At 55.3% G+C, this 19,970-nt stretch carries 31 protein-coding genes and 2 pseudogenes (1 of these 33 cut by a window edge); 3 read left to right on the forward strand and 30 right to left on the reverse strand.

Going from position 1 to position 19,970, the window contains the following annotated elements; all coding sequences use genetic code 11:
- From rplQ to rpsJ, 28 genes are all read right to left on the reverse strand, one after another.
- On the reverse strand, nt 1-120 hold the 5' portion of the coding sequence (gene rplQ, locus ACTG1K_RS23160) for a 50S ribosomal protein L17 (protein ID WP_005307999.1). It extends 264 nt beyond the left edge of the window; the window shows 120 of its 384 coding nt (coding positions 1-120); the start codon lies at nt 118-120; its stop codon lies off the left edge, out of view.
- Nucleotides 121-163: 43 nt separating this feature from the next.
- Nucleotides 164-1,153: a DNA-directed RNA polymerase subunit alpha gene (locus ACTG1K_RS23165; protein ID WP_005307997.1), complete on the reverse strand. Its 990-nt coding sequence runs from the start codon at nt 1,151-1,153 to the stop codon at nt 164-166.
- A gap of 25 nt (nt 1,154-1,178) precedes the next feature.
- Nucleotides 1,179-1,799: a 30S ribosomal protein S4 gene (gene rpsD / locus ACTG1K_RS23170; RefSeq protein ID WP_005340600.1), complete on the reverse strand. Its 621-nt coding sequence runs from the start codon at nt 1,797-1,799 to the stop codon at nt 1,179-1,181.
- A 39-nt stretch (nt 1,800-1,838) separates the two neighbouring features.
- Nucleotides 1,839-2,228, reverse strand: coding sequence for a 30S ribosomal protein S11 (gene rpsK, locus ACTG1K_RS23175; RefSeq protein WP_005307993.1), 390 nt, complete (start codon nt 2,226-2,228; stop codon nt 1,839-1,841).
- 14 nt (nt 2,229-2,242) lie between these two features.
- Nucleotides 2,243-2,599, reverse strand: coding sequence for a 30S ribosomal protein S13 (gene rpsM / locus ACTG1K_RS23180; protein ID WP_005307991.1), 357 nt, complete (start codon nt 2,597-2,599; stop codon nt 2,243-2,245).
- Between the two features lie 139 nt (nt 2,600-2,738).
- Nucleotides 2,739-2,852: a 50S ribosomal protein L36 gene (rpmJ, locus tag ACTG1K_RS23185; RefSeq protein ID WP_005319705.1), complete on the reverse strand. Its 114-nt coding sequence runs from the start codon at nt 2,850-2,852 to the stop codon at nt 2,739-2,741.
- A gap of 27 nt (nt 2,853-2,879) precedes the next feature.
- Nucleotides 2,880-4,208 (reverse strand): preprotein translocase subunit SecY, encoded by a 1,329-nt coding sequence (gene secY, locus ACTG1K_RS23190; RefSeq protein ID WP_005340602.1) that lies wholly within the window; start codon nt 4,206-4,208, stop codon nt 2,880-2,882.
- An 8-nt stretch (nt 4,209-4,216) separates the two neighbouring features.
- Nucleotides 4,217-4,654: a 50S ribosomal protein L15 gene (rplO, locus tag ACTG1K_RS23195; RefSeq protein WP_005340604.1), complete on the reverse strand. Its 438-nt coding sequence runs from the start codon at nt 4,652-4,654 to the stop codon at nt 4,217-4,219.
- A 2-nt stretch (nt 4,655-4,656) separates the two neighbouring features.
- Complete coding sequence (gene rpmD, locus ACTG1K_RS23200) at nt 4,657-4,836, reverse strand: 50S ribosomal protein L30 (RefSeq protein WP_005307985.1); 180 nt, start codon at nt 4,834-4,836, stop codon at nt 4,657-4,659.
- A gap of 6 nt (nt 4,837-4,842) precedes the next feature.
- Nucleotides 4,843-5,343, reverse strand: a complete 501-nt coding sequence (rpsE, locus tag ACTG1K_RS23205) for a 30S ribosomal protein S5 (RefSeq protein WP_005340605.1) — start codon at nt 5,341-5,343, stop codon at nt 4,843-4,845.
- Nucleotides 5,344-5,357: 14 nt separating this feature from the next.
- Nucleotides 5,358-5,711, reverse strand: coding sequence for a 50S ribosomal protein L18 (gene rplR, locus ACTG1K_RS23210; RefSeq protein WP_005340606.1), 354 nt, complete (start codon nt 5,709-5,711; stop codon nt 5,358-5,360).
- Nucleotides 5,712-5,720: 9 nt separating this feature from the next.
- Complete coding sequence (gene rplF / locus ACTG1K_RS23215) at nt 5,721-6,254, reverse strand: 50S ribosomal protein L6 (protein WP_005340607.1); 534 nt, start codon at nt 6,252-6,254, stop codon at nt 5,721-5,723.
- A 13-nt stretch (nt 6,255-6,267) separates the two neighbouring features.
- Nucleotides 6,268-6,660 carry a 30S ribosomal protein S8 gene (gene rpsH / locus ACTG1K_RS23220; RefSeq protein WP_005307980.1) on the reverse strand — a complete coding sequence of 131 codons (393 nt, stop codon included), beginning with the start codon at nt 6,658-6,660 and terminating at the stop codon, nt 6,268-6,270.
- Between the two features lie 21 nt (nt 6,661-6,681).
- The gene (gene rpsN, locus ACTG1K_RS23225; RefSeq protein WP_005340609.1) at nt 6,682-6,987 is read right to left on the reverse strand and encodes a 30S ribosomal protein S14; all 306 of its coding nucleotides are present in this window, start codon (nt 6,985-6,987) and stop codon (nt 6,682-6,684) included.
- A 10-nt stretch (nt 6,988-6,997) separates the two neighbouring features.
- The gene (rplE, locus tag ACTG1K_RS23230; protein ID WP_005331162.1) at nt 6,998-7,537 is read right to left on the reverse strand and encodes a 50S ribosomal protein L5; all 540 of its coding nucleotides are present in this window, start codon (nt 7,535-7,537) and stop codon (nt 6,998-7,000) included.
- A gap of 13 nt (nt 7,538-7,550) precedes the next feature.
- Complete coding sequence (rplX, locus tag ACTG1K_RS23235; protein ID WP_005307977.1) at nt 7,551-7,868, reverse strand: 50S ribosomal protein L24; 318 nt, start codon at nt 7,866-7,868, stop codon at nt 7,551-7,553.
- 11 nt (nt 7,869-7,879) lie between these two features.
- Nucleotides 7,880-8,248, reverse strand: a complete 369-nt coding sequence (rplN, locus tag ACTG1K_RS23240; protein ID WP_005307975.1) for a 50S ribosomal protein L14 — start codon at nt 8,246-8,248, stop codon at nt 7,880-7,882.
- Nucleotides 8,249-8,395: 147 nt separating this feature from the next.
- Nucleotides 8,396-8,644, reverse strand: a complete 249-nt coding sequence (gene rpsQ, locus ACTG1K_RS23245; RefSeq protein ID WP_005307966.1) for a 30S ribosomal protein S17 — start codon at nt 8,642-8,644, stop codon at nt 8,396-8,398.
- Nucleotides 8,644-8,835 carry a 50S ribosomal protein L29 gene (rpmC, locus tag ACTG1K_RS23250; protein ID WP_005307965.1) on the reverse strand — a complete coding sequence of 64 codons (192 nt, stop codon included), beginning with the start codon at nt 8,833-8,835 and terminating at the stop codon, nt 8,644-8,646. The genes rpsQ and rpmC overlap by 1 nt, the downstream gene beginning before the upstream one ends.
- The gene (rplP, locus tag ACTG1K_RS23255; RefSeq protein WP_005340612.1) at nt 8,835-9,248 is read right to left on the reverse strand and encodes a 50S ribosomal protein L16; all 414 of its coding nucleotides are present in this window, start codon (nt 9,246-9,248) and stop codon (nt 8,835-8,837) included. Before rplP ends, rpmC begins: the two co-directional genes overlap by 1 nt.
- A 13-nt stretch (nt 9,249-9,261) precedes the next feature.
- The gene (gene rpsC, locus ACTG1K_RS23260) at nt 9,262-9,975 is read right to left on the reverse strand and encodes a 30S ribosomal protein S3 (protein ID WP_005307962.1); all 714 of its coding nucleotides are present in this window, start codon (nt 9,973-9,975) and stop codon (nt 9,262-9,264) included.
- A gap of 3 nt (nt 9,976-9,978) precedes the next feature.
- Complete coding sequence (gene rplV / locus ACTG1K_RS23265; protein WP_005319741.1) at nt 9,979-10,323, reverse strand: 50S ribosomal protein L22; 345 nt, start codon at nt 10,321-10,323, stop codon at nt 9,979-9,981.
- 10 nt (nt 10,324-10,333) lie between these two features.
- On the reverse strand, nt 10,334-10,612 hold the full coding sequence (rpsS, locus tag ACTG1K_RS23270) for a 30S ribosomal protein S19 (protein ID WP_005307960.1): 279 nt from the start codon (nt 10,610-10,612) through the stop codon (nt 10,334-10,336).
- Nucleotides 10,613-10,634: 22 nt separating this feature from the next.
- Nucleotides 10,635-11,456 (reverse strand): 50S ribosomal protein L2, encoded by an 822-nt coding sequence (gene rplB / locus ACTG1K_RS23275; protein ID WP_005340614.1) that lies wholly within the window; start codon nt 11,454-11,456, stop codon nt 10,635-10,637.
- Nucleotides 11,457-11,471: 15 nt separating this feature from the next.
- Entirely contained in the window at nt 11,472-11,774 is a 303-nt protein-coding gene (gene rplW, locus ACTG1K_RS23280; protein ID WP_005307955.1) for a 50S ribosomal protein L23, read from the reverse strand.
- Nucleotides 11,771-12,376, reverse strand: coding sequence for a 50S ribosomal protein L4 (rplD, locus tag ACTG1K_RS23285; protein WP_005340616.1), 606 nt, complete (start codon nt 12,374-12,376; stop codon nt 11,771-11,773). The genes rplW and rplD overlap by 4 nt, the downstream gene beginning before the upstream one ends.
- Before the next feature lie 17 nt (nt 12,377-12,393).
- Nucleotides 12,394-13,026 (reverse strand): 50S ribosomal protein L3, encoded by a 633-nt coding sequence (gene rplC, locus ACTG1K_RS23290; protein ID WP_005340620.1) that lies wholly within the window; start codon nt 13,024-13,026, stop codon nt 12,394-12,396.
- Between the two features lie 22 nt (nt 13,027-13,048).
- The gene (rpsJ, locus tag ACTG1K_RS23295) at nt 13,049-13,360 is read right to left on the reverse strand and encodes a 30S ribosomal protein S10 (protein WP_005307944.1); all 312 of its coding nucleotides are present in this window, start codon (nt 13,358-13,360) and stop codon (nt 13,049-13,051) included.
- A gap of 356 nt (nt 13,361-13,716) precedes the next feature.
- Here rpsJ and ACTG1K_RS23300 point away from each other — a divergent pair, with 356 nt between their 5' ends.
- On the forward strand, nt 13,717-14,631 hold the full coding sequence (locus ACTG1K_RS23300; protein WP_440004739.1) for a DMT family transporter: 915 nt from the start codon (nt 13,717-13,719) through the stop codon (nt 14,629-14,631).
- Between the two features lie 37 nt (nt 14,632-14,668).
- Here the strand turns inward: ACTG1K_RS23300 and envZ are convergent, their stop codons facing one another.
- Together envZ and ompR are read right to left on the reverse strand one after the other, a co-directional pair.
- A complete protein-coding gene (gene envZ, locus ACTG1K_RS23305) occupies nt 14,669-15,979 on the reverse strand; it encodes a two-component system sensor histidine kinase EnvZ (RefSeq protein WP_021230784.1) in 1,311 nt (436 codons plus the stop codon).
- A complete protein-coding gene (ompR, locus tag ACTG1K_RS23310) occupies nt 15,976-16,698 on the reverse strand; it encodes an osmolarity response regulator transcription factor OmpR (protein WP_005340625.1) in 723 nt (240 codons plus the stop codon). The genes envZ and ompR overlap by 4 nt, the downstream gene beginning before the upstream one ends.
- Before the next feature lie 249 nt (nt 16,699-16,947).
- Between ompR and greB the strand changes: the two are divergent.
- Nucleotides 16,948-17,420, forward strand: a pseudogene (gene greB / locus ACTG1K_RS23315) (transcription elongation factor GreB).
- A 201-nt stretch (nt 17,421-17,621) separates the two neighbouring features.
- A pseudogene (locus ACTG1K_RS23320) lies at nt 17,622-19,935 on the forward strand (Tex family protein).
- Nucleotides 19,936-19,970 lie beyond the last annotated feature (35 nt).

Genomic DNA, 19,970 nt, shown 5'->3' on the forward strand with positions numbered 1-19,970 from the left:
CTTAGGCAGAGTCGTCTTGATGATCTCATGACGAACCAGGGAGCTGGCCATGTTGCGGAACATTGCCTGACGATGGCTGCTGTTCCGGTTCAGTTGACGACCACTCAAACGATGGCGCATGACCTTATCCTTCTAACTAAATCTGTGAAACCCGTAATCTGGATTACTCGTCAGCGATGCTGGCGGGCGGCCAGTTCTCAAGGCGCATGCCAAGAGACAGACCACGGGAGGCCAACACGTCCTTGATCTCAGTCAGGGACTTCTTACCGAGGTTAGGAGTCTTAAGCAACTCAACTTCGGTACGCTGTACCAGATCACCAATATAGTGGATAGCTTCTGCCTTCAGACAGTTCGCAGAACGAACTGTCAGCTCCAAATCATCGACAGGACGTAGCAGAATCGGATCAAACTCGGGTTTCTCTTCTTTCTTCTCGGGCACGCTGACATCGCGCAGATCCACGAAGGCTTCCAGTTGCTCGGCCAGAATAGTGGCAGAACGACGGATGGCTTCTTCAGGATCCAGGGTACCATTGGTCTCCATGTCGATGACCAGCTTGTCCAAGTCGGTACGCTGTTCCACACGTGCTGCCTCAACATTGTAGGCAATACGAACGATGGGGCTGAACGCAGAGTCCAGCAGCAGGCGACCAATCGGGCGCTCTTCGTCATCGTTGTGAACACGAGCAGAAGCAGGCACATAACCACGACCGCGCTGAACTTTCAGGCGCATGCTGATTTCAGCATTGGCACCAGTCAGGTGGCAGATTACGTGCTCCGGGTTTACGATCTCGACTTCATCACCGTGAGTGATATCACCAGCGGTAACGGGGCCTGTTCCAGACTTGGTCAGGGACAGAGTTACCTCGTCCTTGCCTTCCAGCTTCACAGCGATACCTTTCAGGTTGAGCAGGATTTCAAGAATGTCTTCCTGTACACCTTCTTTGCTGCTGTACTCATGCAGTACCCCGTCAATTTCGACTTCAGTAACTGCACAACCGGGCATAGATGACAGCAAAATACGACGCAGGGCGTTGCCCAGCGTGTGACCAAAGCCACGCTCGAGTGGCTCAAGAGTCACTTTCGCATGAGTCGGGCTAACTTGCTCGATGTCAACTAGCCGCGGTTTAAGAAAATCTGTTACAGAACCCAGCATTGTGTCCTCTCTTTAGAAGCTAGCTTTACTTGGAGTAAAGCTCGACGATCAGCTGTTCGTTAATGTCGGCAGACAGGTCGGAACGCTCTGGCAGACGCTTGAAAGCACCTTCCATTTTAGCGGCGTCAACCTCTACCCAAGTCGGCTTCTCACGCTGACCAGCAACTTCCAGGGAAGCTTTGATACGCGCTTGCTTCTTAGCCTTCTCACGAACGCAGATCACGTCCTCAGGGGAAACCTGGAAAGAAGGAATGTTCACAACGCGACCGTTTACCATGATGGCCTTGTGGCTCACCAGCTGACGAGATTCAGCACGGGTAGCGCCGAAGCCCATACGATAAACAACGTTGTCCAAACGACCTTCCAGCAGCTGCAACAGGTTTTCACCGGTGTTACCCTTTTGACGGGCAGCGTCGCGGTAGTAGTTGCGGAACTGTTTTTCCAATACGCCGTAGATACGACGAACTTTTTGTTTCTCGCGCAGCTGAACACCGTAGTCGGACAGACGCGCTTTACGCGCACCGTGCTGACCAGGGGCGGTGTCAATCTTGCACTTAGAATCAATCGCACGAACACCTGACTTCAGGAAGAGGTCGGTGCCCTCACGACGGCTAAGCTTAAGCTTAGGACCGATATATCTTGCCATCTTCTTTCTCCAACAATCCTAGACCAAGTAGCTACAGCGTTATACGCGGCGCTTCTTGGGAGGACGACAACCGTTGTGCGGGATCGGAGTCACATCAGTAATGTTAGTGATGCGGAAACCAGCCGCGTTCAGGGCGCGGATGGAAGACTCACGACCGGGACCCGGACCTTTGACCATGACTTCCAGGTTCTTGACGCCATATTCTTTGGCCATCTCACCAGCGCGCTCGGCAGCTACCTGAGCAGCGAACGGGGTGGACTTACGAGAACCACGGAAACCGGAACCACCAGAAGTAGCCCAAGACAGAGCATTGCCCTGACGGTCAGTAATGGTCACGATTGTGTTGTTGAAAGATGCATGAACGTGCGCAATACCGTCGCTCACTTGCTTTTTAACGCGCTTGCGAGCACGAGTCGGAGTTTTAGCCATTTTCTACCTTCCCGTTACTTCTTGATAGCCTTGCGCGGACCCTTACGGGTACGAGCGTTGGTCTTGGTACGTTGACCACGAACAGGCAGGCTACGACGGTGACGCAAACCACGGTAGCAACCCAGATCCATCAATCGCTTGATGTTCATGGAAATCTGACGACGCAGGTCACCTTCAACGGTGAATTTACCTACTTGTTCACGCAGACTCTCGATCTGAGCTTCGTCCAGGTCTTTAATTTTCACATTCTCAGCGATACCGGCTGCGGCACAGATGGCCTTGGAGCGGGTACGACCGACGCCATAAATAGCAGTCAAAGCGATGACTGCATGCTTATGGTCAGGAATGTTAATGCCAGCGATACGGGCCACTATTCACTCCTACATATAGTAGATTACGACCACCACAAAGCCCGTGAGCGGATACGTGGCGGTCAACCAATACACAACAAAAGTTGGCTGGCTATATTAGCCAGCACAACTATTTGTTGCAAGTACTAACCGTAAAAAATTAGCCTTGGCGCTGTTTATGCTTTGGCTCGCTGCAAATCACACGCACCACACCGTGACGCTTGATGATTTTGCAGTTACGGCAGATTGCCTTAACGGAAGCACGAACTTTCATTGCTTAACTCCGTAACTACGCCGACCTTTAGCGGCCGTAGCCCTTCAGGTTGGCCTTCCTCAGGACGTCGCCATATTGATGAGACATCATATGGGTTTGTACCTGAGCCATGAAGTCCATGATAACTACCACGATAATCAGCAGCGAAGTGCCACCGAAGTAGAACTGTACGTTCCAGGCAGTCATCAAGAACTGGGGTACCAGACAGATAAAGGTTATATAGAGCGCACCTGCCAATGTCAGGCGAGTCATAACCTTATCGATGTAACGTGCTGTCTGCTCGCCCGGGCGAATCCCCGGGATAAAGGCTCCACTCTTCTTCAGATTATCTGCTGTCTCGCGGGGGTTGAACACCAGCGCGGTATAGAAGAAGCAGAAGAAGATAATGGCTGCTGCATACAGCATCTCGTAAAGCGGTTGACCCGGCTGCAGGACCATAGAGACCTGTTGCAGGATATCAGCTACTTTACCCTCGCCCTGACCAAACCAAGAGGTAATGGTCCCCGGGAAGAGGATGATACTGGATGCGAAAATCGCAGGAATCACACCAGCCATATTCACTTTCAACGGCAGGTGTGTGCTTTGCGCGGCAAATACCTGGCGGCCTTGTTGACGCTTGGCATAGTTAACGACGATACGACGCTGACCACGCTCCACGAACACCACAAAGTAAGTCACTGCGAAAACAATCAAGCCCAGCAACAACAACAGCAGGATGTGCAATTCCCCTTGACGTGCCTGTTCGGCCGTAGCGCCAATGGCATGCGGCAGACCAGCAACGATACCTGTGAAAATAATCAACGAGATACCATTACCAATCCCACGCTCGGTAATCTGTTCACCCAACCACATCAAAAACATGGTACCGGTGACCAGACTCACAACCGCTGTGAAATAGAAGCCTAGACCCGGATTAGTCACGAGTCCATGCATCATATTCGGCAGACCGGTTGCAATACCAATGGCCTGGAAAGTTCCCAAAACCAGCGTGCCCCAACGGGTATATTGGCTAATCTTGCGACGGCCGGATTCACCTTCTTTCTTGAGTTCAGCAAGAGCGGGGTGAACCACTGTCAGCAGCTGGATAATGATCGATGCCGAAATGTACGGCATGATCCCCAACGCAAGAATAGAAGCACGCGAGAGTGCACCACCACTGAACATGTTGAACATCTCAATGATGGTGCCCTTCTGTTGCTGGAACAACTCGGCCAGTACGGCGGCGTCAATACCAGGAATCGGCACATAAGAGCCTGCACGGAAAACGATAATCGCCCCGAGAACGAAGAGCAGACGGCTCTTCAGTTCACTCAGACCACCCTGTGCTTTAACATCCAATCCTGGTTTCTTAGCCATTGTACTGATTATTCCTCGATTTTACCGCCAGCGGCCTCGATGGCTGCGCGTGCACCTTTGGTGACGGACAGACCACGAACGGTCACAGCACGGTCAATGTTGCCTGACAGAACAACTTTAGCGAACACGATGTTCTTAGTAACAACACCGGCTTGCTTCAGAGTGCTCAGGTCGACCACATCACCTTCTACCAGGGCGATTTCGTTCAGACGCACTTCGGCAGAAACCAAAGATTTGCGAGAGAAGAAACCGAACTTCGGCAGACGGATTTTCAAAGGCATCTGGCCGCCTTCGAAACCGTTGCGGACTTTACCGCCACCGGAACGAGAGGTTTGGCCTTTAACACCACGACCACCAGTCTTGCCCAGGCCGGAGCCGATACCACGACCACGACGTTGTTTTTCAGGCTTGGAACCAGCGGCCGGAGACAGAGTGTTCAGACGCATGCTTAGCCCTCCACCTTAACCATGTAATAAACCTGGTTGATCATGCCGCGTACGCAAGGAGTATCTTCCAGCTCAACGGTGTGACCAATGCGACGCAGACCCAGACCACGCAGAGTCGCCTTGTGCTTTGGCAGACGGCCGATAGAGCTGCGAGTTTGAGTTACTTTTACAGTGTTAGCCATGTCGCATTACCCCAGAATTTCTTCAACGCGCAGACCACGCTTGGCAGCGATCTGTTCCGGTGATTGACCGTGAACCAGAGCGTCTACAGTAGCGCGAACAACGTTGATTGGGTTGGTGGAACCGTAGGTCTTGGCCAGCACGTTGTGGATACCGGCAACTTCCAGAACAGCACGCATAGCGCCGCCTGCAATGATACCAGTACCTTGGGAGGCCGGCTTCATGAACACGGTGGAGCCAGAGTGAACACCACGCACCGGGTGGTGCAGAGTGCCGTTGTTCAGCTCAACCTTGTTCAGGTTACGCTTAGCCTGTTCCATTGCTTTTTGAATAGCAGCCGGAACTTCACGGGCTTTACCGTAACCGTAACCTACACGGCCGTTACCATCACCCACCACGGTCAACGCGGTGAAGGACATGATACGACCACCTTTAACAGTTTTCGAAACACGGTTTACTGCAATGAGCTTTTCTTGCAGTTCGCCGGCTTGAGATTCGACTTTAGCCATCTTCGACTCCTAGCTTAGAACTGAAGACCAGCGTCACGTGCGGCAGCTGCCAGGGCAGCGATGCGACCGTGATACTTGAAACCGGAACGATCGAAAGATACGTTCTGAACGCCTTTGGCAATAGCACGCTCAGCGATAGCCTTACCTACAGCGGTAGCAGCATCTGCGTTACCGGTGTATTTCAGAGCTTCACTGATGGCTTTCTCTACTGTGGAAGCAGAGGCCAGAACTTCGGAACCGTTGGCTGCAATAACCTGCGCATAGATATGACGCGGGGTACGGTGAACAACCAGACGGGTAGCTCCCAGTTCCTGCATCTTTTTCCGAGCACGAGTAGCACGACGGAGACGAGCTGCTTTCTTGTCCATAGTGTTACCTTACTTCTTCTTAGCTTCTTTAGTACGCACTTGCTCGTTGGCATAGCGTACACCCTTGCCCTTGTAGGGCTCCGGAGCGCGGTAAGCACGGATATCGGCGGCGACTTGGCCAACCAGCTGCTTGTCGACGCCACGCAGAACGATTTCTGTAGCTGTCGGGCACTCAGCGGTCACACCAGCCGGCAGCGCATGCTCTACCGGGTGAGAGAAGCCCAGAGCCAGCGCAACAGCATTGCCCTTGATGGAGGCTTTATAACCTACACCAACCAGCTGCAGCTTGCGCTCGAAGCCTTGGGTAACACCGATTACCATGTTGTTGACCAATGCACGGGCAGTACCGGCCTGAGCGTCAGCACCAGCGATGCTGCCGCGCGGGGCGAACTTCAGTACATTGTCTTCTTTGGTCACTTCTACACCGGCGTGAATAGAGCGAACCAGAGAACCTTTACCACCTTTGATGGTCAGTTCCTGGCCGTTCAGAGTCACCTCTACGCCAGCAGGAATAGTGACGGGTGCCTTAGCAACACGAGACATTTCCTACCTCCTATTAAGCGACGTAGCAGATGATCTCACCGCCCATGCTTGCTTTGCGAGCAGCACGGTCAGTCATCACACCTTTAGACGTGGACACGATAGCAACACCGAGACCGCCCATAACTTTCGGCAGATCAGTAGTGCGCTTGTAAATACGCAGGCCTGGACGGCTTACGCGTTGGATCAGTTCTACAACTGGCTTGCCCTGGAAATATTTCAGTTCAATTTCCAGTTCCGGCTTCACGTCACCAGCTACGGAGTAGCCAGCGATGTAACCTTCTTCTTTCAGCACTTTGGCGATAGCCACTTTCAGCTTGGAAGAAGGCATGGAAACCGCAACTTTGCTCGCCGCCTGACCGTTACGGATGCGGGTCAGCATATCCGCGATCGGATCTTGCATGCTCATAAGTCTAACTCCCGAGATTCGTTACCAAGAAGCCTTCTTCAGGCCCGGAATTTCGCCCTTCATGGCATGCTCACGCACCTTGATGCGAGACAGGCCAAACTTGCGCAGGAAACCGTGCGGACGACCAGTAATATTGCAACGGTTACGCTGGCGGGACGGACTGGAATCACGGGGCAGCTGTTGCAGTTGCAGTACAGCATCCCAACGCGCTTCTTCAGAAGCGTTCATGTCAACGATGATAGCTTTCAGCTCGGCACGCTTGGTCGCGTACTTGGCTACCAGCTTGGCACGCTTTGCTTCGCGCGCTTTCATGGATGTTTTAGCCATAACCCTAACCTTACTTGCGGAATGGGAAGTTAAAGGCAGCCAGCAGAGCACGGCCTTCTTCATCGGTATTCGCGGAAGTGGTGATGGTGATATCCAGACCACGGACGCGATCGACTTTGTCATAGTCGATTTCCGGGAAGATGATCTGCTCACGCACGCCCATGGAGTAGTTACCACGACCGTCGAACGCTTTAGCGTTCAGGCCACGGAAGTCACGGATACGCGGTACGGAGATGCAGATCAGCCGTTCCAGGAACTCCCACATACGCTCGCCACGCAGGGTTACTTTACAACCTATCGGGTAGCCTTCACGAATCTTGAAGCCCGCAACAGATTTGCGAGCTTTGGTGATCAGCGGCTTCTGACCGGAAATGGCAGCCATATCGGCAGCAGCATTTTCCAGCAATTTCTTGTCAGAGATCGCTTCACCAACACCCATGTTCAGGGTGATTTTCTCGATCCGAGGGACTTGCATGATAGTCTTGTAACCGAACTGCTTGGACAGTTCATTTACTACATCGGATTTGTAGTAATCATGCAGTTTCGCCATCGTTAAACTCCAATTACTTCACAAGTTCGCCGGTGGATTTGAAGAAACGGACTTTTTTGCCGTCTTCAATCCGGAAACCAACGCGGTCAGCTTTGCCAGTGGCAGAGTTGAACAGCGCTACGTTTGATACATCGATGGGGGCTTCTTTGGTGACGATACCGCCAGCCTGACCCAGTGCGGGTACCGGCTTCTGGTGTTTCTTCACCTGGTTGATGCCTTCCACGATTACCTTACCTTTTGCAATCAGGACTTGAGTGACTTTGCCACGCTTGCCCTTGTCTTTGCCGGTAAGAACAATCACTTCGTCTTCGCGACGGATTTTAGCTGCCATCGTTCGACTCCTTACAGTACTTCGGGTGCCAGGGACACAATCTTCATGAACTTCTCATTACGCAGTTCACGGGTCACCGGGCCAAAAATACGAGTACCGATTGGCTGTTGGTTGTTGTTAAGCAACACAGCCGCATTGTTGTCGAAACGGATGACAGAGCCGTCCGGACGACGAACGCCTTTACGGGTGCGTACGACCACCGCGTTATACACATCACCTTTCTTCACTTTACCGCGAGGAATGGCTTCCTTGATGGAAACCTTGATGATGTCGCCGATGCCGGCGTAACGGCGGTGCGAGCCACCCAGAACCTTAATACACATTACACTGCGAGCGCCGGAGTTGTCGGCAACACCCAGCATACTTTGCATCTGGATCATCTTAGTGCTCCGCTTTGTTTACTTCTTATCCCTAATGGGATCTGGCTGCCTTCAAAAGGCGCGAAACTATAACACAGGATTTTCAGAAAAGGTAGCCTAAAAAACAAACGGCCCCTGAAAGGGGCCGCTTGGACTACAAAGTACCGATTAGGCCTTTTCTACAACGGCAACCAGGGTCCAGGACTTGGTCTTGGACAGCGGGCGGCATTCGCGGATTTCCACGAGGTCGCCAGCTTTGCACTCGTTGTTTTCGTCATGCACGTGCAGCTTGGTAGTGCGCTTGATGATCTTACCGTAGATCGGGTGCTTTACCTTGCGCTCGATAGCAACAGTGATGGATTTGTCCATCTTGTCGCTGATTACACGACCTTGCAGAGTACGGATCTTGTCAGTCATTACGCACCTGCCTTCTCAGTCAGTACAGTCTTGATACGTGCGACGTCACGACGCACTTGTTTCAGAGTGTGAGTCTGAGCCAGCTGGCCGGTGGACGCTTGCATGCGCATGTTGAATTGCTCACGCAGCAGGCCCAGCAGCTCCTGGTTCAGTTCTTCGACGCTCTTTTGACGCAGATCTTGGGCTTTCATCACATCACCGTCTTAATTACGAAAGTGGTCTGAACAGACAGCTTAGCTGCGGCCAGGGCAAACGCTTCACGCGCCAGAGCCTCAGGTACACCGTCCATCTCGTACAGAACCTTGCCAGGCTGGATCGGGCAAACCCAGTATTCCACGTTACCCTTACCTTTACCCATACGAACTTCGAGGGGCTTTTCGGTGATGGGCTTGTCCGGGAACACACGGATCCAGATCTTACCTTGACGCTTAACGTGACGGGTCATGGCACGACGGGCTGCTTCGATTTGACGAGCAGTCAGTTGACCACGGGATGTCGCCTTCAGGCCAAAGGTACCGAAGGATACTTCGTTACCAGAGGTGGCCAGACCGCGGTTACGACCCTTGTGGGTCTTGCGGAATTTAGTACGCTTAGGTTGCAACATTTACCGAATCTCCTTACTTAGCAGCGCGGCGCTTGTTGTCACGCTTGGGCTTTGCAGGAGCTTGCTCTTGAGCAGCGGCAGCGTTAACAGCAGCCAGACCGCCCAGAACTTCGCCCTTGAAGATCCAAACTTTAACGCCGATCACACCGTAAGTGGTGTGGGCTTCAGAAGTTGCGTAGTCGATGTCGGCACGCAGGGTGTGCAACGGCACACGACCTTCACGGTACCATTCGGTACGCGCGATTTCAGCGCCGCCCAGACGACCGGAAACTTCCACTTTGATGCCCTTGGCACCCAGGCGCATTGCGTTCTGTACGGCGCGCTTCATAGCACGACGGAACATTACACGACGCTCCAGCTGGGAAGTGATGCTGTCGGCAACGAGTTTGCCATCCAGCTCCGGCTTGCGGACTTCGGAAATGTTGATCTGAGCAGGCACGCCAGCAATAGTGGCTACAGCTTTGCGCAGCTTCTCAACGTCTTCGCCTTTCTTACCGATTACAACACCCGGACGAGCGGTGTGAATGGTCACACGGATGCTCTTGGCCGGACGCTCAATGGTGATCTTGGACAAGGACGCGTTTTTCAGTTCCTTGGTCAGGAACTGGCGTACTTGAAAATCGCTGTACAGGTTGTCAGCGAAGTCTTTGGTGTTCGCGAACCAGGTAGAATTCCAAGGCTTGGTAATACCCAGGCGAATGCCATTAGGATGTACTTTCTGACCCATTGCTTATCTCCCAGCCTTAGCGTCGGATACCACTACAGTGATGTGAGCGGTACGCTTGAGGATACGATCCGCACGACCTTTGGCACGCGGACGGATGCGCTTCATGGAGGGACCTTCGTCGACCATGATAGTAGCAACACGCAGCGCGTCGATATCGGCGCCTTCGTTGTGCTCAGCGTTTGCAATGGCAGATTCCAGCACTTTCTTAACCAGCACTGCAGCCTTTTTCGGGCTGAAGGTCAGGATATTCAGAGCCTTGTCTACGGACAGACCACGTACTTGATCGGCTACCAGACGAGCTTTCTGGGCAGAAGTACGGGCATAACGGTGTTTAGCGATAGCTTCCATCATTTATCCCTTAGCGCTTCTTAGCCTTCTTATCAGCAGCATGGCCGCGATAAGTACGAGTCGGTGCGAATTCACCCAGTTTGTGACCGATCATTTCTTCGGTAACGAAAACCGGAACGTGCTGACGACCATTATGGACAGCGATGGTCAAACCGATCATGTTCGGGATGATCATTGAACGACGGGACCAGGTTTTAACCGGCTTTTTATCCCCGCTTTCCACCGCTTTCTCTACCTTCTTCAGCAAGTGCAGGTCAATAAATGGACCCTTCTTGAGAGAACGTGGCATGGTGATTCCTCTATGTTAACAATTACTTGTTACGACGACGTACGATGTACTTGTCGGTACGCTTGTTCTTACGGGTCTTGAAGCCTTTAGCCTTCTGGCCCCATGGGGACACAGGCTGCATGCCCTTGTTACGACCCTCACCACCACCGTGCGGGTGGTCAACCGGGTTCATCGCCATACCGCGAACGGTCGGACGAATACCACGCCAGCGGTTTGCACCGGCTTTACCCAGTTGACGCAACATGTGCTCGGAGTTACCGACTTCACCGATGGTAGCGCGGCACTCGGCCAGAACTTTACGTACTTCGCCGGAACGCAGACGCAGAGTTACATAGTTACCTTCACGAGCCAGGATCTGGATGAAAGTACCAGCGGAACGAGCCAGCTGGGCACCTTTACCAGGTTTCATCTCTACAGCGTGAACGGTAGAACCAACCGGGATGTTGCGCATCGGCAGGGCGTTACCTACCTTGATGGCTGCATCAGCACCAGAAGCGATCGCGTCACCAGCTTTCAGGCCTTTCGGAGCCAGGATGTAACGACGCTCACCGTCTGCATACAACACCAGAGCGATGTTAGCGGTACGGTTCGGATCGTATTCCAGGCGCTCTACTTTAGCCGGGATACCGTCTTTGTCGCGCTTGAAGTCGACGATACGGTAGTGCTGCTTGTGACCACCACCGATATGACGGGTAGTGATACGGCCGTTGTTGTTACGACCACCGGACTTGCTTTTGCTGTCCAGCAGAGCGGCGAAGGGCTTGCCCTTGTACAGCTCTTGATTGACGATCTTGACGACGTGGCGGCGGCCCGGAGAAGTAGGCTTGCACTTAACGATTGCCATTTTTGAGAACTCCTCTTACTCGGCTGCGCCCATGAAGTCGATGTCCTGACCAGCTTTCAGGGTCACATAAGCCTTTTTCCAATCGGAACGACGGCCTACGCGTGCACCTGCGCGCTTGGTCTTACCCTTCATGTTCAGGGTACGGACGGTCTCAACTTCGACCTCGAACAGTTTCGCAACTGCAGCTTTGACTTCCGCCTTGGTAGCATCAACAGCAACTTTGAACACGATAGTGTTCTGCTTTTCTGCAACCATGGTGCTCTTTTCAGAGATGTGCGGAGCCTTCAGAACTTTCAGCAGACGCTCTTCACGGATCATGCCAGCATCTCCTCGATTTGCTTAACTGCGTCAGCAGTCATCAGAACCTTGTCGAAAGCGATCAGGCTGACCGGGTCGATACCGGCAACGTCACGCACGTCAACTTTGTACAGGTTGCGAGCAGCCAGGAACAGGTTCTCATCGACTTCAGCAGTCACGATCAGAACGTCAGTCAGTTCCATTTCTTTCAGCTTGGCGATCAGTTCTTTGGTCTTCGGAGCTTCGATGCCGAACTTCTCAACAACGATCAGGCGCTCTTGACGTACCAGCTCGGACAGAATGCTACGGATAGCGCCGCGGTACATCTTCTTGTTTACTTTCTGGCTGTGATCTTGCGGCTTAGCAGCAAAAGTCACACCACCGGAACGCCAGATGGGCGAACGGATGGAGCCAGCACGGGCACGACCAGTACCCTTCTGACGCCACGGCTTTTTGCCGCCACCAGACACTTCAGAGCGAGTCAGCTGCGCACGAGTACCCTGACGGGCACCAGCGGCATATGCAACGACGACCTGGTGAACCAGAGCTTCGTTGAATTCGCGCCCGAAGGTAGTCTCGGAAACTTCAAGAGCGCTCTTGGCGTCTTTCATTACCAATTCCATTACTATCTCCTCAGACGTTACGCTTTGACGGCAGGTTTGACGATCACGTTGCCGTTGGTTGCACCCGGTACTGCACCTTTGATGAGCAGCAGGTTGCGTTCAGCGTCAACACGAACCAGTTCCAGGTTCTGAGTCGTTACACGCTCAGCACCCATGTGACCAGCCATCTTTTTGCCCTTGAATACACGACCCGGAGTCTGGTTCTGACCGATAGAACCCGGAACGCGGTGAGACAAGGAGTTACCGTGGGTCATATCCTGGGTGCGGAAGTTGTGGCGCTTAACAGTACCAGCAAAGCCCTTACCTTTGGATGTGCCGGTAACGTCTACCAGCTTAACGTCAGCGAGAAGATCTACTTTCAGCTCGCTACCAACAGTGAAAGTTTCACCGTTGTTCAGACGGAATTCCCACAGACCGCGACCGGCTTCTACACCAGCTTTGGCGAAGTGGCCAGCTTCCGGCTTGGTCACACGGCTGGCTTTCTTGGCGCCAGTGGTAACCTGAATAGCGTTGTAGCCGTCGGTTTCTACAGATTTGACCTGAGTTACACGGTTAGCTTCAACTTCGATAACAGTCACCGGGATAGAAACGCCATCTTCAGTGAAGATGCGAGTCATACCCACTTTGCGACCTACAAGACCGATTGTCATTGTTATCAACCTCTTTCCGTAATTAACCCAGGCTGATCTGGACGTCTACACCAGCTGCCAGATCCAGACGCATCAGGGCGTCTACGGTCTTGTCAGTCGGCTCAACGATGTCTACCAGACGCTTGTGAGTGCGGATCTCGTACTGATCACGCGCATCTTTGTTGACGTGCGGGGAGATCAGGACGGTGAAGCGCTCTTTGCGAGTCGGCAGCGGAATAGGACCGCGAACCTGCGCGCCAGTGCGCTTAGCAGTTTCAACGATTTCCGCAGTGGATTGATCAATCAGGCGATGATCAAAAGCCTTCAGGCGGATACGGATTCTTTGGTTCTGCATTGACAGAGCTCCAATAGATAAAAGAACATAAATCAACACCGCCCGACCGAGACTTCTCCCGCCAGAGGTGTGATTTTTCACGTTTCCCCCCATATCGGGAGGACTGTATGGCTGGCTCCTGTAAACAGGAAACTCAGCAGCAGACGTATCGTCTGGCTTACCTCATGGGTAAGCGGAGGGGATTATACGGATTTTTCAAATTTGCGCAAGGGAGAGAGAACAGATTATGCGCAGTTTTATGTGACAGATGGATCTCGCCTGCGGCAACACACTCTGCTGCCGACACCAAGGTAACGACAATGTTACAAGCAGACTGGTAGACTGTGCGCTTGCCTCTGTCAGTGGAACGACATCCCATGCTCAAAGATCAAAAGAAAGCCTATCAGTATGGCCTTTGCGCCGTTGCCCTCTGGTCGACGGTCGCCACAGCCTTCAAGATCTCCCTCGCCTATTTCGAACCTGTGCAACTGTTGCTTGTGGCCGCCTTCACCTCGACTCTCACACTGACAGCCGTCGTCGCCAAACAGGGCAAACTGCCGCTGCTGGGGAGCTACATCAAGGCCCGCCCTTTCTACTACCTGACTCTGGGCGTACTGAACCCCTTTCTCTATTACCTGTTGCTGTTCAAGGCCTATGACCTGCTGCCTGCCCAGCAGGCACAGACCCTCAACTACACCTGGGCCATTACCCTCAGTCTGCTGGCCGTCCCCTTCCTCGGCCAGAAGCTGCGTCGGCGCGATGGCGTCGCCATCGTGCTCGGCTACTTTGGCGCACTGGTGATCGCCACCAGAGGGGATGTATTCGGCCTCCAGTTCGACAGCCCCCTCGGCGTGACGCTGGCGCTGGTCTCGACCCTCATCTGGGCCAGCTACTGGATCCTCAACACCCGCAATCAGGGCGATCCCATCGTCAGCCTGTTGCTCGGCTTTATGATCAGCCTGCCTTTTATCGTCGTTGCAACCTGGTTGCTCTCCGATTTTGCCATGACCGCCTGGCAGGGATGGGCTGGAGCCATCTATGTGGGACTGTTCGAAATGGGCTTCGGTTTCGTGCTCTGGCTGATGGCGCTGCGCCATGCCACCAACACGGCCCCCATCAGCAACCTCATCTTTATCTCGCCGTTTGCCTCACTGGTGCTGCTCAACCTGTTGATAGGCGAAGCCATCCATCCAGCCACCCCAATCGGGTTGGCGCTCATCGTTGCCGCCCTGTTGATCCAGCAGCTCAAGTACGGCAAACGCTATCGAGCATCAGTCGAAAGCAAGAGCTGACCATGCAGAAGGGCGTATCAACGGATACGCCCTTCTCTCAATCCATCCACTCCTGTGGCTGATGTTTCGGCAGCCGCATCTCGACCAGCAAGCCGCCGAGATCCGAACTTCCCAGTCGGATAGTGCCATGGTGCTGGGCGACTATCTTGGCCACGATAGCCAACCCCAAGCCACTGCCGCCAACGGTCCGGGCCACATTACCCTGAGTAAACGGCTTGAGCACCCGGGAGTAGTCCTGCTCCGGAATGCCGGGGCCATCATCGGATAGGCGCAGGCGCACCCAGTGCCCATCGTCCTTGAGCTCAGCATGCAAGCGGCTCGCCCCGTAACGCTGCGAGTTGCTTGATAGGTTGTTCAACACCCGCCGGATACTGACCGGATTGCAGGCCACCCGCACCGCCTCTTGCGGCAGCGCCAGATCGACCTCCAACCCCTGCTCCGAGTAGATCAGCAAGGTATCGTGCACCAGTTGGGTCAGGTCGATAGGCTCCAGATCCTGGCCTTCATCCGGACGGATGTAATCAATGAACTGATCGATGATGGCATTTGACTCATCGATGTCGGCGTTGATGCTCTCCTTGAGGTACTCGTCACCGGAGGACATCATCTCGGTCGCCAGCCGGATGCGGGTCAGCGGGGTTCGCAGATCGTGGGAAACCCCCGCCATCATCAGGTTACGCTCTTCGATCAGGCTCTTGATGGAGTGCGACATGTGGTTGAAGGTGCGGGTCAGTCGCCGCACTTCCCGTGATCCCAGCTCCCCCAGCGCCTCGGGGAAATGGCCCCTGGCAACAGCAACGGCACCAGCCTCGAGATCTTCGAGCGGGCGCACCAGCTGCCGGGCAAAGCGCCAGGCCGCAAACAGGGTGATCACCAGCAGCACGCTCAGATAGATGATAAGGGGTTCGATATCGTCATCTTCGATCTCGGTCAGCGGGATCCGCACCCAGATTTTGCTGGCCTGCGGCGGCTGGATCCAGATGATGTAGTGATCCTGGATCTCGACCCGCACCTTGGCCGGGCCACCCAGCTCGCGGCTGATGTTCTCCTCCAGATAGGGGTACGGCTTGGCCTCGTTGAAGCCATGCTGCACCGCCTCGCTCTGGGTATAGATATCGGTACCGGTCGTCACATAGACCAGCGCCTCGGCATCTTCACTCAGCGCCAGTTGTTCTGTGTTGACCGGAAAGATCAGCTTGACCTGATTGGCCAGCAAGTGACTGATCTGCTTGACGGTTGGCGCCAGCAGATAGTTGTAGAAGGTGACGTAGGAGACTGCTTGATAGACCACCAGAACGGCAGCCAGAAACCAGAGCATGCGCGAGAACATGCTGCCGACCTTTTTCATGCACCGTCACCATCTGGCACGAACACATACCCCAGACCCCAGACGGTCTGCAGGTAGCGGGGCTGGGCCGGATCCTGTTCCAGCAGGCGGCGCAGGCGAGAGACCTGCACGTCGATGCTGCGCTCGGTGGCGGTGTATTCGCGGCCACGGGCCAGATTCATCAGCTTGTCGCGGGAGAGCGGTTCACGCGGATGGCTGACCAGCACTTTGAGCACCGCAAATTCACCGCTGGTGAGCGCCATCGGCTCACCATCCCGGCTCAGCTCGCGGGTCGCCAGATTGAGCTGGAAGGCACCGAAGTTGACCACTTTCTCTGCAGCAGAGGGTGCCCCCGGCAGCTCGACGGTATGGCGGCGCAGCACGGCACGGATCCGCGCCAGCAGTTCGCGGGGGTTAAACGGCTTGGGCAGATAGTCATCAGCCCCCATCTCGAGCCCGACGATGCGATCCACTTCATCCCCCTTGGCAGTGAGCATCAGCACCGGGATCTGGTTGCCCGCTTCCCGCAGACGACGGCAGATGGAGAGCCCATCCTCCCCCGGCAACATCAGGTCGAGCACCATCAGGCTGAAGTTTTCACGAGTCAGCAAGCGATCGGCCTGCTCGCCATTGGCCACACCGCGCACTACGAATCCCTGCTCGGTGAGATAGCGTTCCAACAGGGAACGTAATTTCAGGTCATCGTCCACGACCAGGACCTTGTATTGCTGCTGACTCATTGCTTTGCCTCTTCATTCTTTAGCTGCCCCCAATACTAGGGGGGGATATAGCGGGAGCAAAGCACAAATATGTTACCGGTTATTACCCATGATCAGAGCGTGAAGGCCATCAAGTCACTGCGCTGGCCAGCGACTCCCTGAATGGCGCCAGCCGAGCCATCACGATTTCCCTCGACAGCAAGAGGACAAAAGCTAATATTCCGGAGCAGTTAGCGATGAATACCCCTCTTTGACCAGGTCCGCATCACCATGAAGACAAAGCTGATCACCCGCGAAGGCTACAACAAGCTGAAAGAAGAGCTCGATTTCCTCTGGCGCCAGGAGCGCCCCGAGGTCACCAAGAAGGTGGCATGGGCCGCCAGTCTGGGGATCGCAGCGAAAATGCCGACTACCAGTACAACAAGAAGCGGCTGCGGGAGATCGATCGGCGGGTGCGTTACCTGCGCAAGTGCCTCGAAGAGCTGGGGATCGTCGACTATGCCCCCGCGCAGGAGGGCAAGGTCTTCTTCGGCGCCTGGGTCGAGGTGGAAAACGAAGAGGGCGAGACCAAGCGCTTTCGCATCGTCGGCTATGACGAGATCTTCGAGCGCAAGGATTACATCTCCATCGACTCCCCCATGGCCCGCGCCCTGCTCAAGAAAGAGGTCGGTGATGAAGCCATCGTCCGTACGCCAGTTGGTGACGTCTGCTGGTATATCAACGAGATCAGCTACCCCAAATAGCCGGACTACTGGTGAGCTGCTTGCCACAGGCACATCCTGAGTCACAGGTGCAATGGCAAGATATGCGCTCTCCCCTGCGACTTATCAGTCTGACGGGTGCAGACCCCGGCGCAGGGTGGCATCCCGCAACACGACCCCATATAGTGCTCACACTTGGCGCCTGATGGCGCGGACTCGACCACAGAGGCCCTCAACAACATCATGATGCAAACCATAGAGAGACAGATTGCCGGTGAGCTCAATGCTCGCCCGGAGCAGGTGCAGGCCGCAGTGCGCCTGCTGGATGAAGGCTCGACCGTGCCCTTTATCGCCCGTTACCGTAAAGAGGTGACCGGCGGTCTGGACGACAGCCAGCTACGTACTCTGGAGAGCCGCCTCGGCTATCTGCGTGAACTGGAAGATCGCCGTCAGGTGATCATTCGCTCCATCGAAGAGCAGGGCAAGCTGACCCCCGAGCTGATGCGCGAATTGAATGGCGCCGACAGCAAGACCCGACTGGAAGATCTCTACCTCCCCTACAAGCCCAAGCGCCGCACCAAGGGGCAGATGGCGATCGAAGCCGGGTTGGAGCCGCTGGCCAATCTGCTGCTCAGCGACCCGATGCAGGATCCCGAGCAAGCTGCAGCCACCTTCCTCAATCCCGAACAGGGCATTGCCGACAGCAAAGCAGCCCTCGACGGCGCCCGCTATATCCTGATGGAACGCTTCGCCGAGCAGGCCGACCTGCTGGAGAAGCTGCGCGACTACCTGTGGCAAAATGCCACCCTGCGCGCCCGCGTTGTGGCAGGCAAGGAGCAGGAAGGGGCCAAGTTCAAGGACTATTTCGAACACGACGAACCCCTGCACAAGGCCCCCTCCCACCGGGTGCTGGCCATGCTGCGCGGCCGCAATGAAGGGATCCTCAATCTGGCGCTGGTAACCGGTGACGATGAGAGTGCCAGCCCCTGCGAAGGGATCATTGCCCACCACCTCAAGCTCAATCTGCAGAACCGCCCGGCCGACAAATGGCTGCAAGGGGTGGTGAGCTGGACCTGGAAGATCAAGTTGTCGCTTGCTTCAGATGGAGACCGAGCTGATCGGCCGTATCCGCGAATCGGCAGAGGAGGAGGCGATCAAGGTGTTCGCCATGAACCTCAAGGATCTGCTGATGGCGGCCCCGGCGGGCATGCGCTGCACCATGGGGCTGGATCCGGGCATCCGCACTGGGGTCAAGGTTGCCGTGGTGGATGCCACCGGCAAGCTGGTCGATCACGCCACCATCTATCCGTTCGAACCAAAACGCCAGATTGATCAAAGCCTCAAGACCCTGAGAGAGCTGTGCCAGAAACACAAGGTCGAGCTCATCAGCATCGGCAACGGCACCGCCTCGCGGGAGACCGACCGACTGGTGAGCGATCTGTTCGAGCGCTACCCCGCCGCCAAAGCGCAGAAGATAGTAGTGAGCGAGGCAGGAGCCTCGGTCTACTCCGCCTCCGAACTTGCCTCTCAGGAGTTCCCGGATCTCGACGTCTCGATCCGTGGCGCCGTCTCCATCGCCCGCCGCCTGCAAGACCCGCTGGCCGAACTGGTCAAAATCGATCCCAAGAGTATCGGGGTGGGCCAGTATCAGCACGACGTCGGCCAGAGCCAGCTGGCCCGCCGGCTGGATGCCGTGGTTGAGGATTGCGTGAACGCGGTCGGGGTCGATGTGAACACCGCCTCGGTCGCCCTGCTCAACCGGGTTTCCGGCCTCTCCCAAACGTTGGCCCAGAACATCGTCGCCTACCGGGATGAGCACGGAGCCTTCAAGAGCCGTCAGCAGTTGCTGAAAGTGAGCCGACTCGGCCCCAAAGCCTTCGAACAGTGTGCCGGCTTCCTGCGCATTCGCGGCGGCAGCAATCCCCTCGACAGCTCGGCGGTACACCCGGAGTCCTATCCGGTGGTGGAGCGGATCCTCGCCAAGCTGGAGCAGACAGTTGAGAGCCTGCTCGGCAACAGCAGCCTGCTGCGCAGCCTGAAACCGGCCGACTATACCGATGAGCAATTCGGCGTACCTACCGTCACCGACATCATCGGCGAGCTGGACAAGCCGGGCCGCGACCCGCGCCCCGAGTTCAAAACCGCGACCTTCAAGGAAGGGGTGGAGCAGATCAGCGACCTGGTGCCCGAGATGGTGCTGGAAGGGGTGGTCACCAACGTCACCAACTTCGGTGCCTTCGTCGATATCGGTGTTCATCAGGACGGGCTGGTGCACATCTCCTCCCTGACCGACCGTTTCGTCAAGGATCCCCGTGAGGTGGTCAAGGCGGGCGACATTGTGCGGGTCAAGGTGCTGGAAGTGGACGCCCCGCGCAAGCGGATTAGCCTGACCATGCGCCTCGACGAAAAGGCAGGGCAACCCGCCCGCAAGTCGGCTGAAGCGCGCAACAGCAGTGCTGGCAACGCCAAACCAAGAAATGAGCCGCGCCAAAGCGCCCCTATGGGTGGTGCCATGGGCAACGCCTTCGCGGCGGCGCTCTCCAAAGCGAAAAAGTAACGAAACCGTCCGGAACGCCTCTGAATGCAAAAAGC

The sequence above is a fragment of the Aeromonas sp. 102P genome, assembly GCF_051920345.1.
Lineage (GTDB): Bacteria > Pseudomonadota > Gammaproteobacteria > Enterobacterales > Aeromonadaceae > Aeromonas > Aeromonas veronii.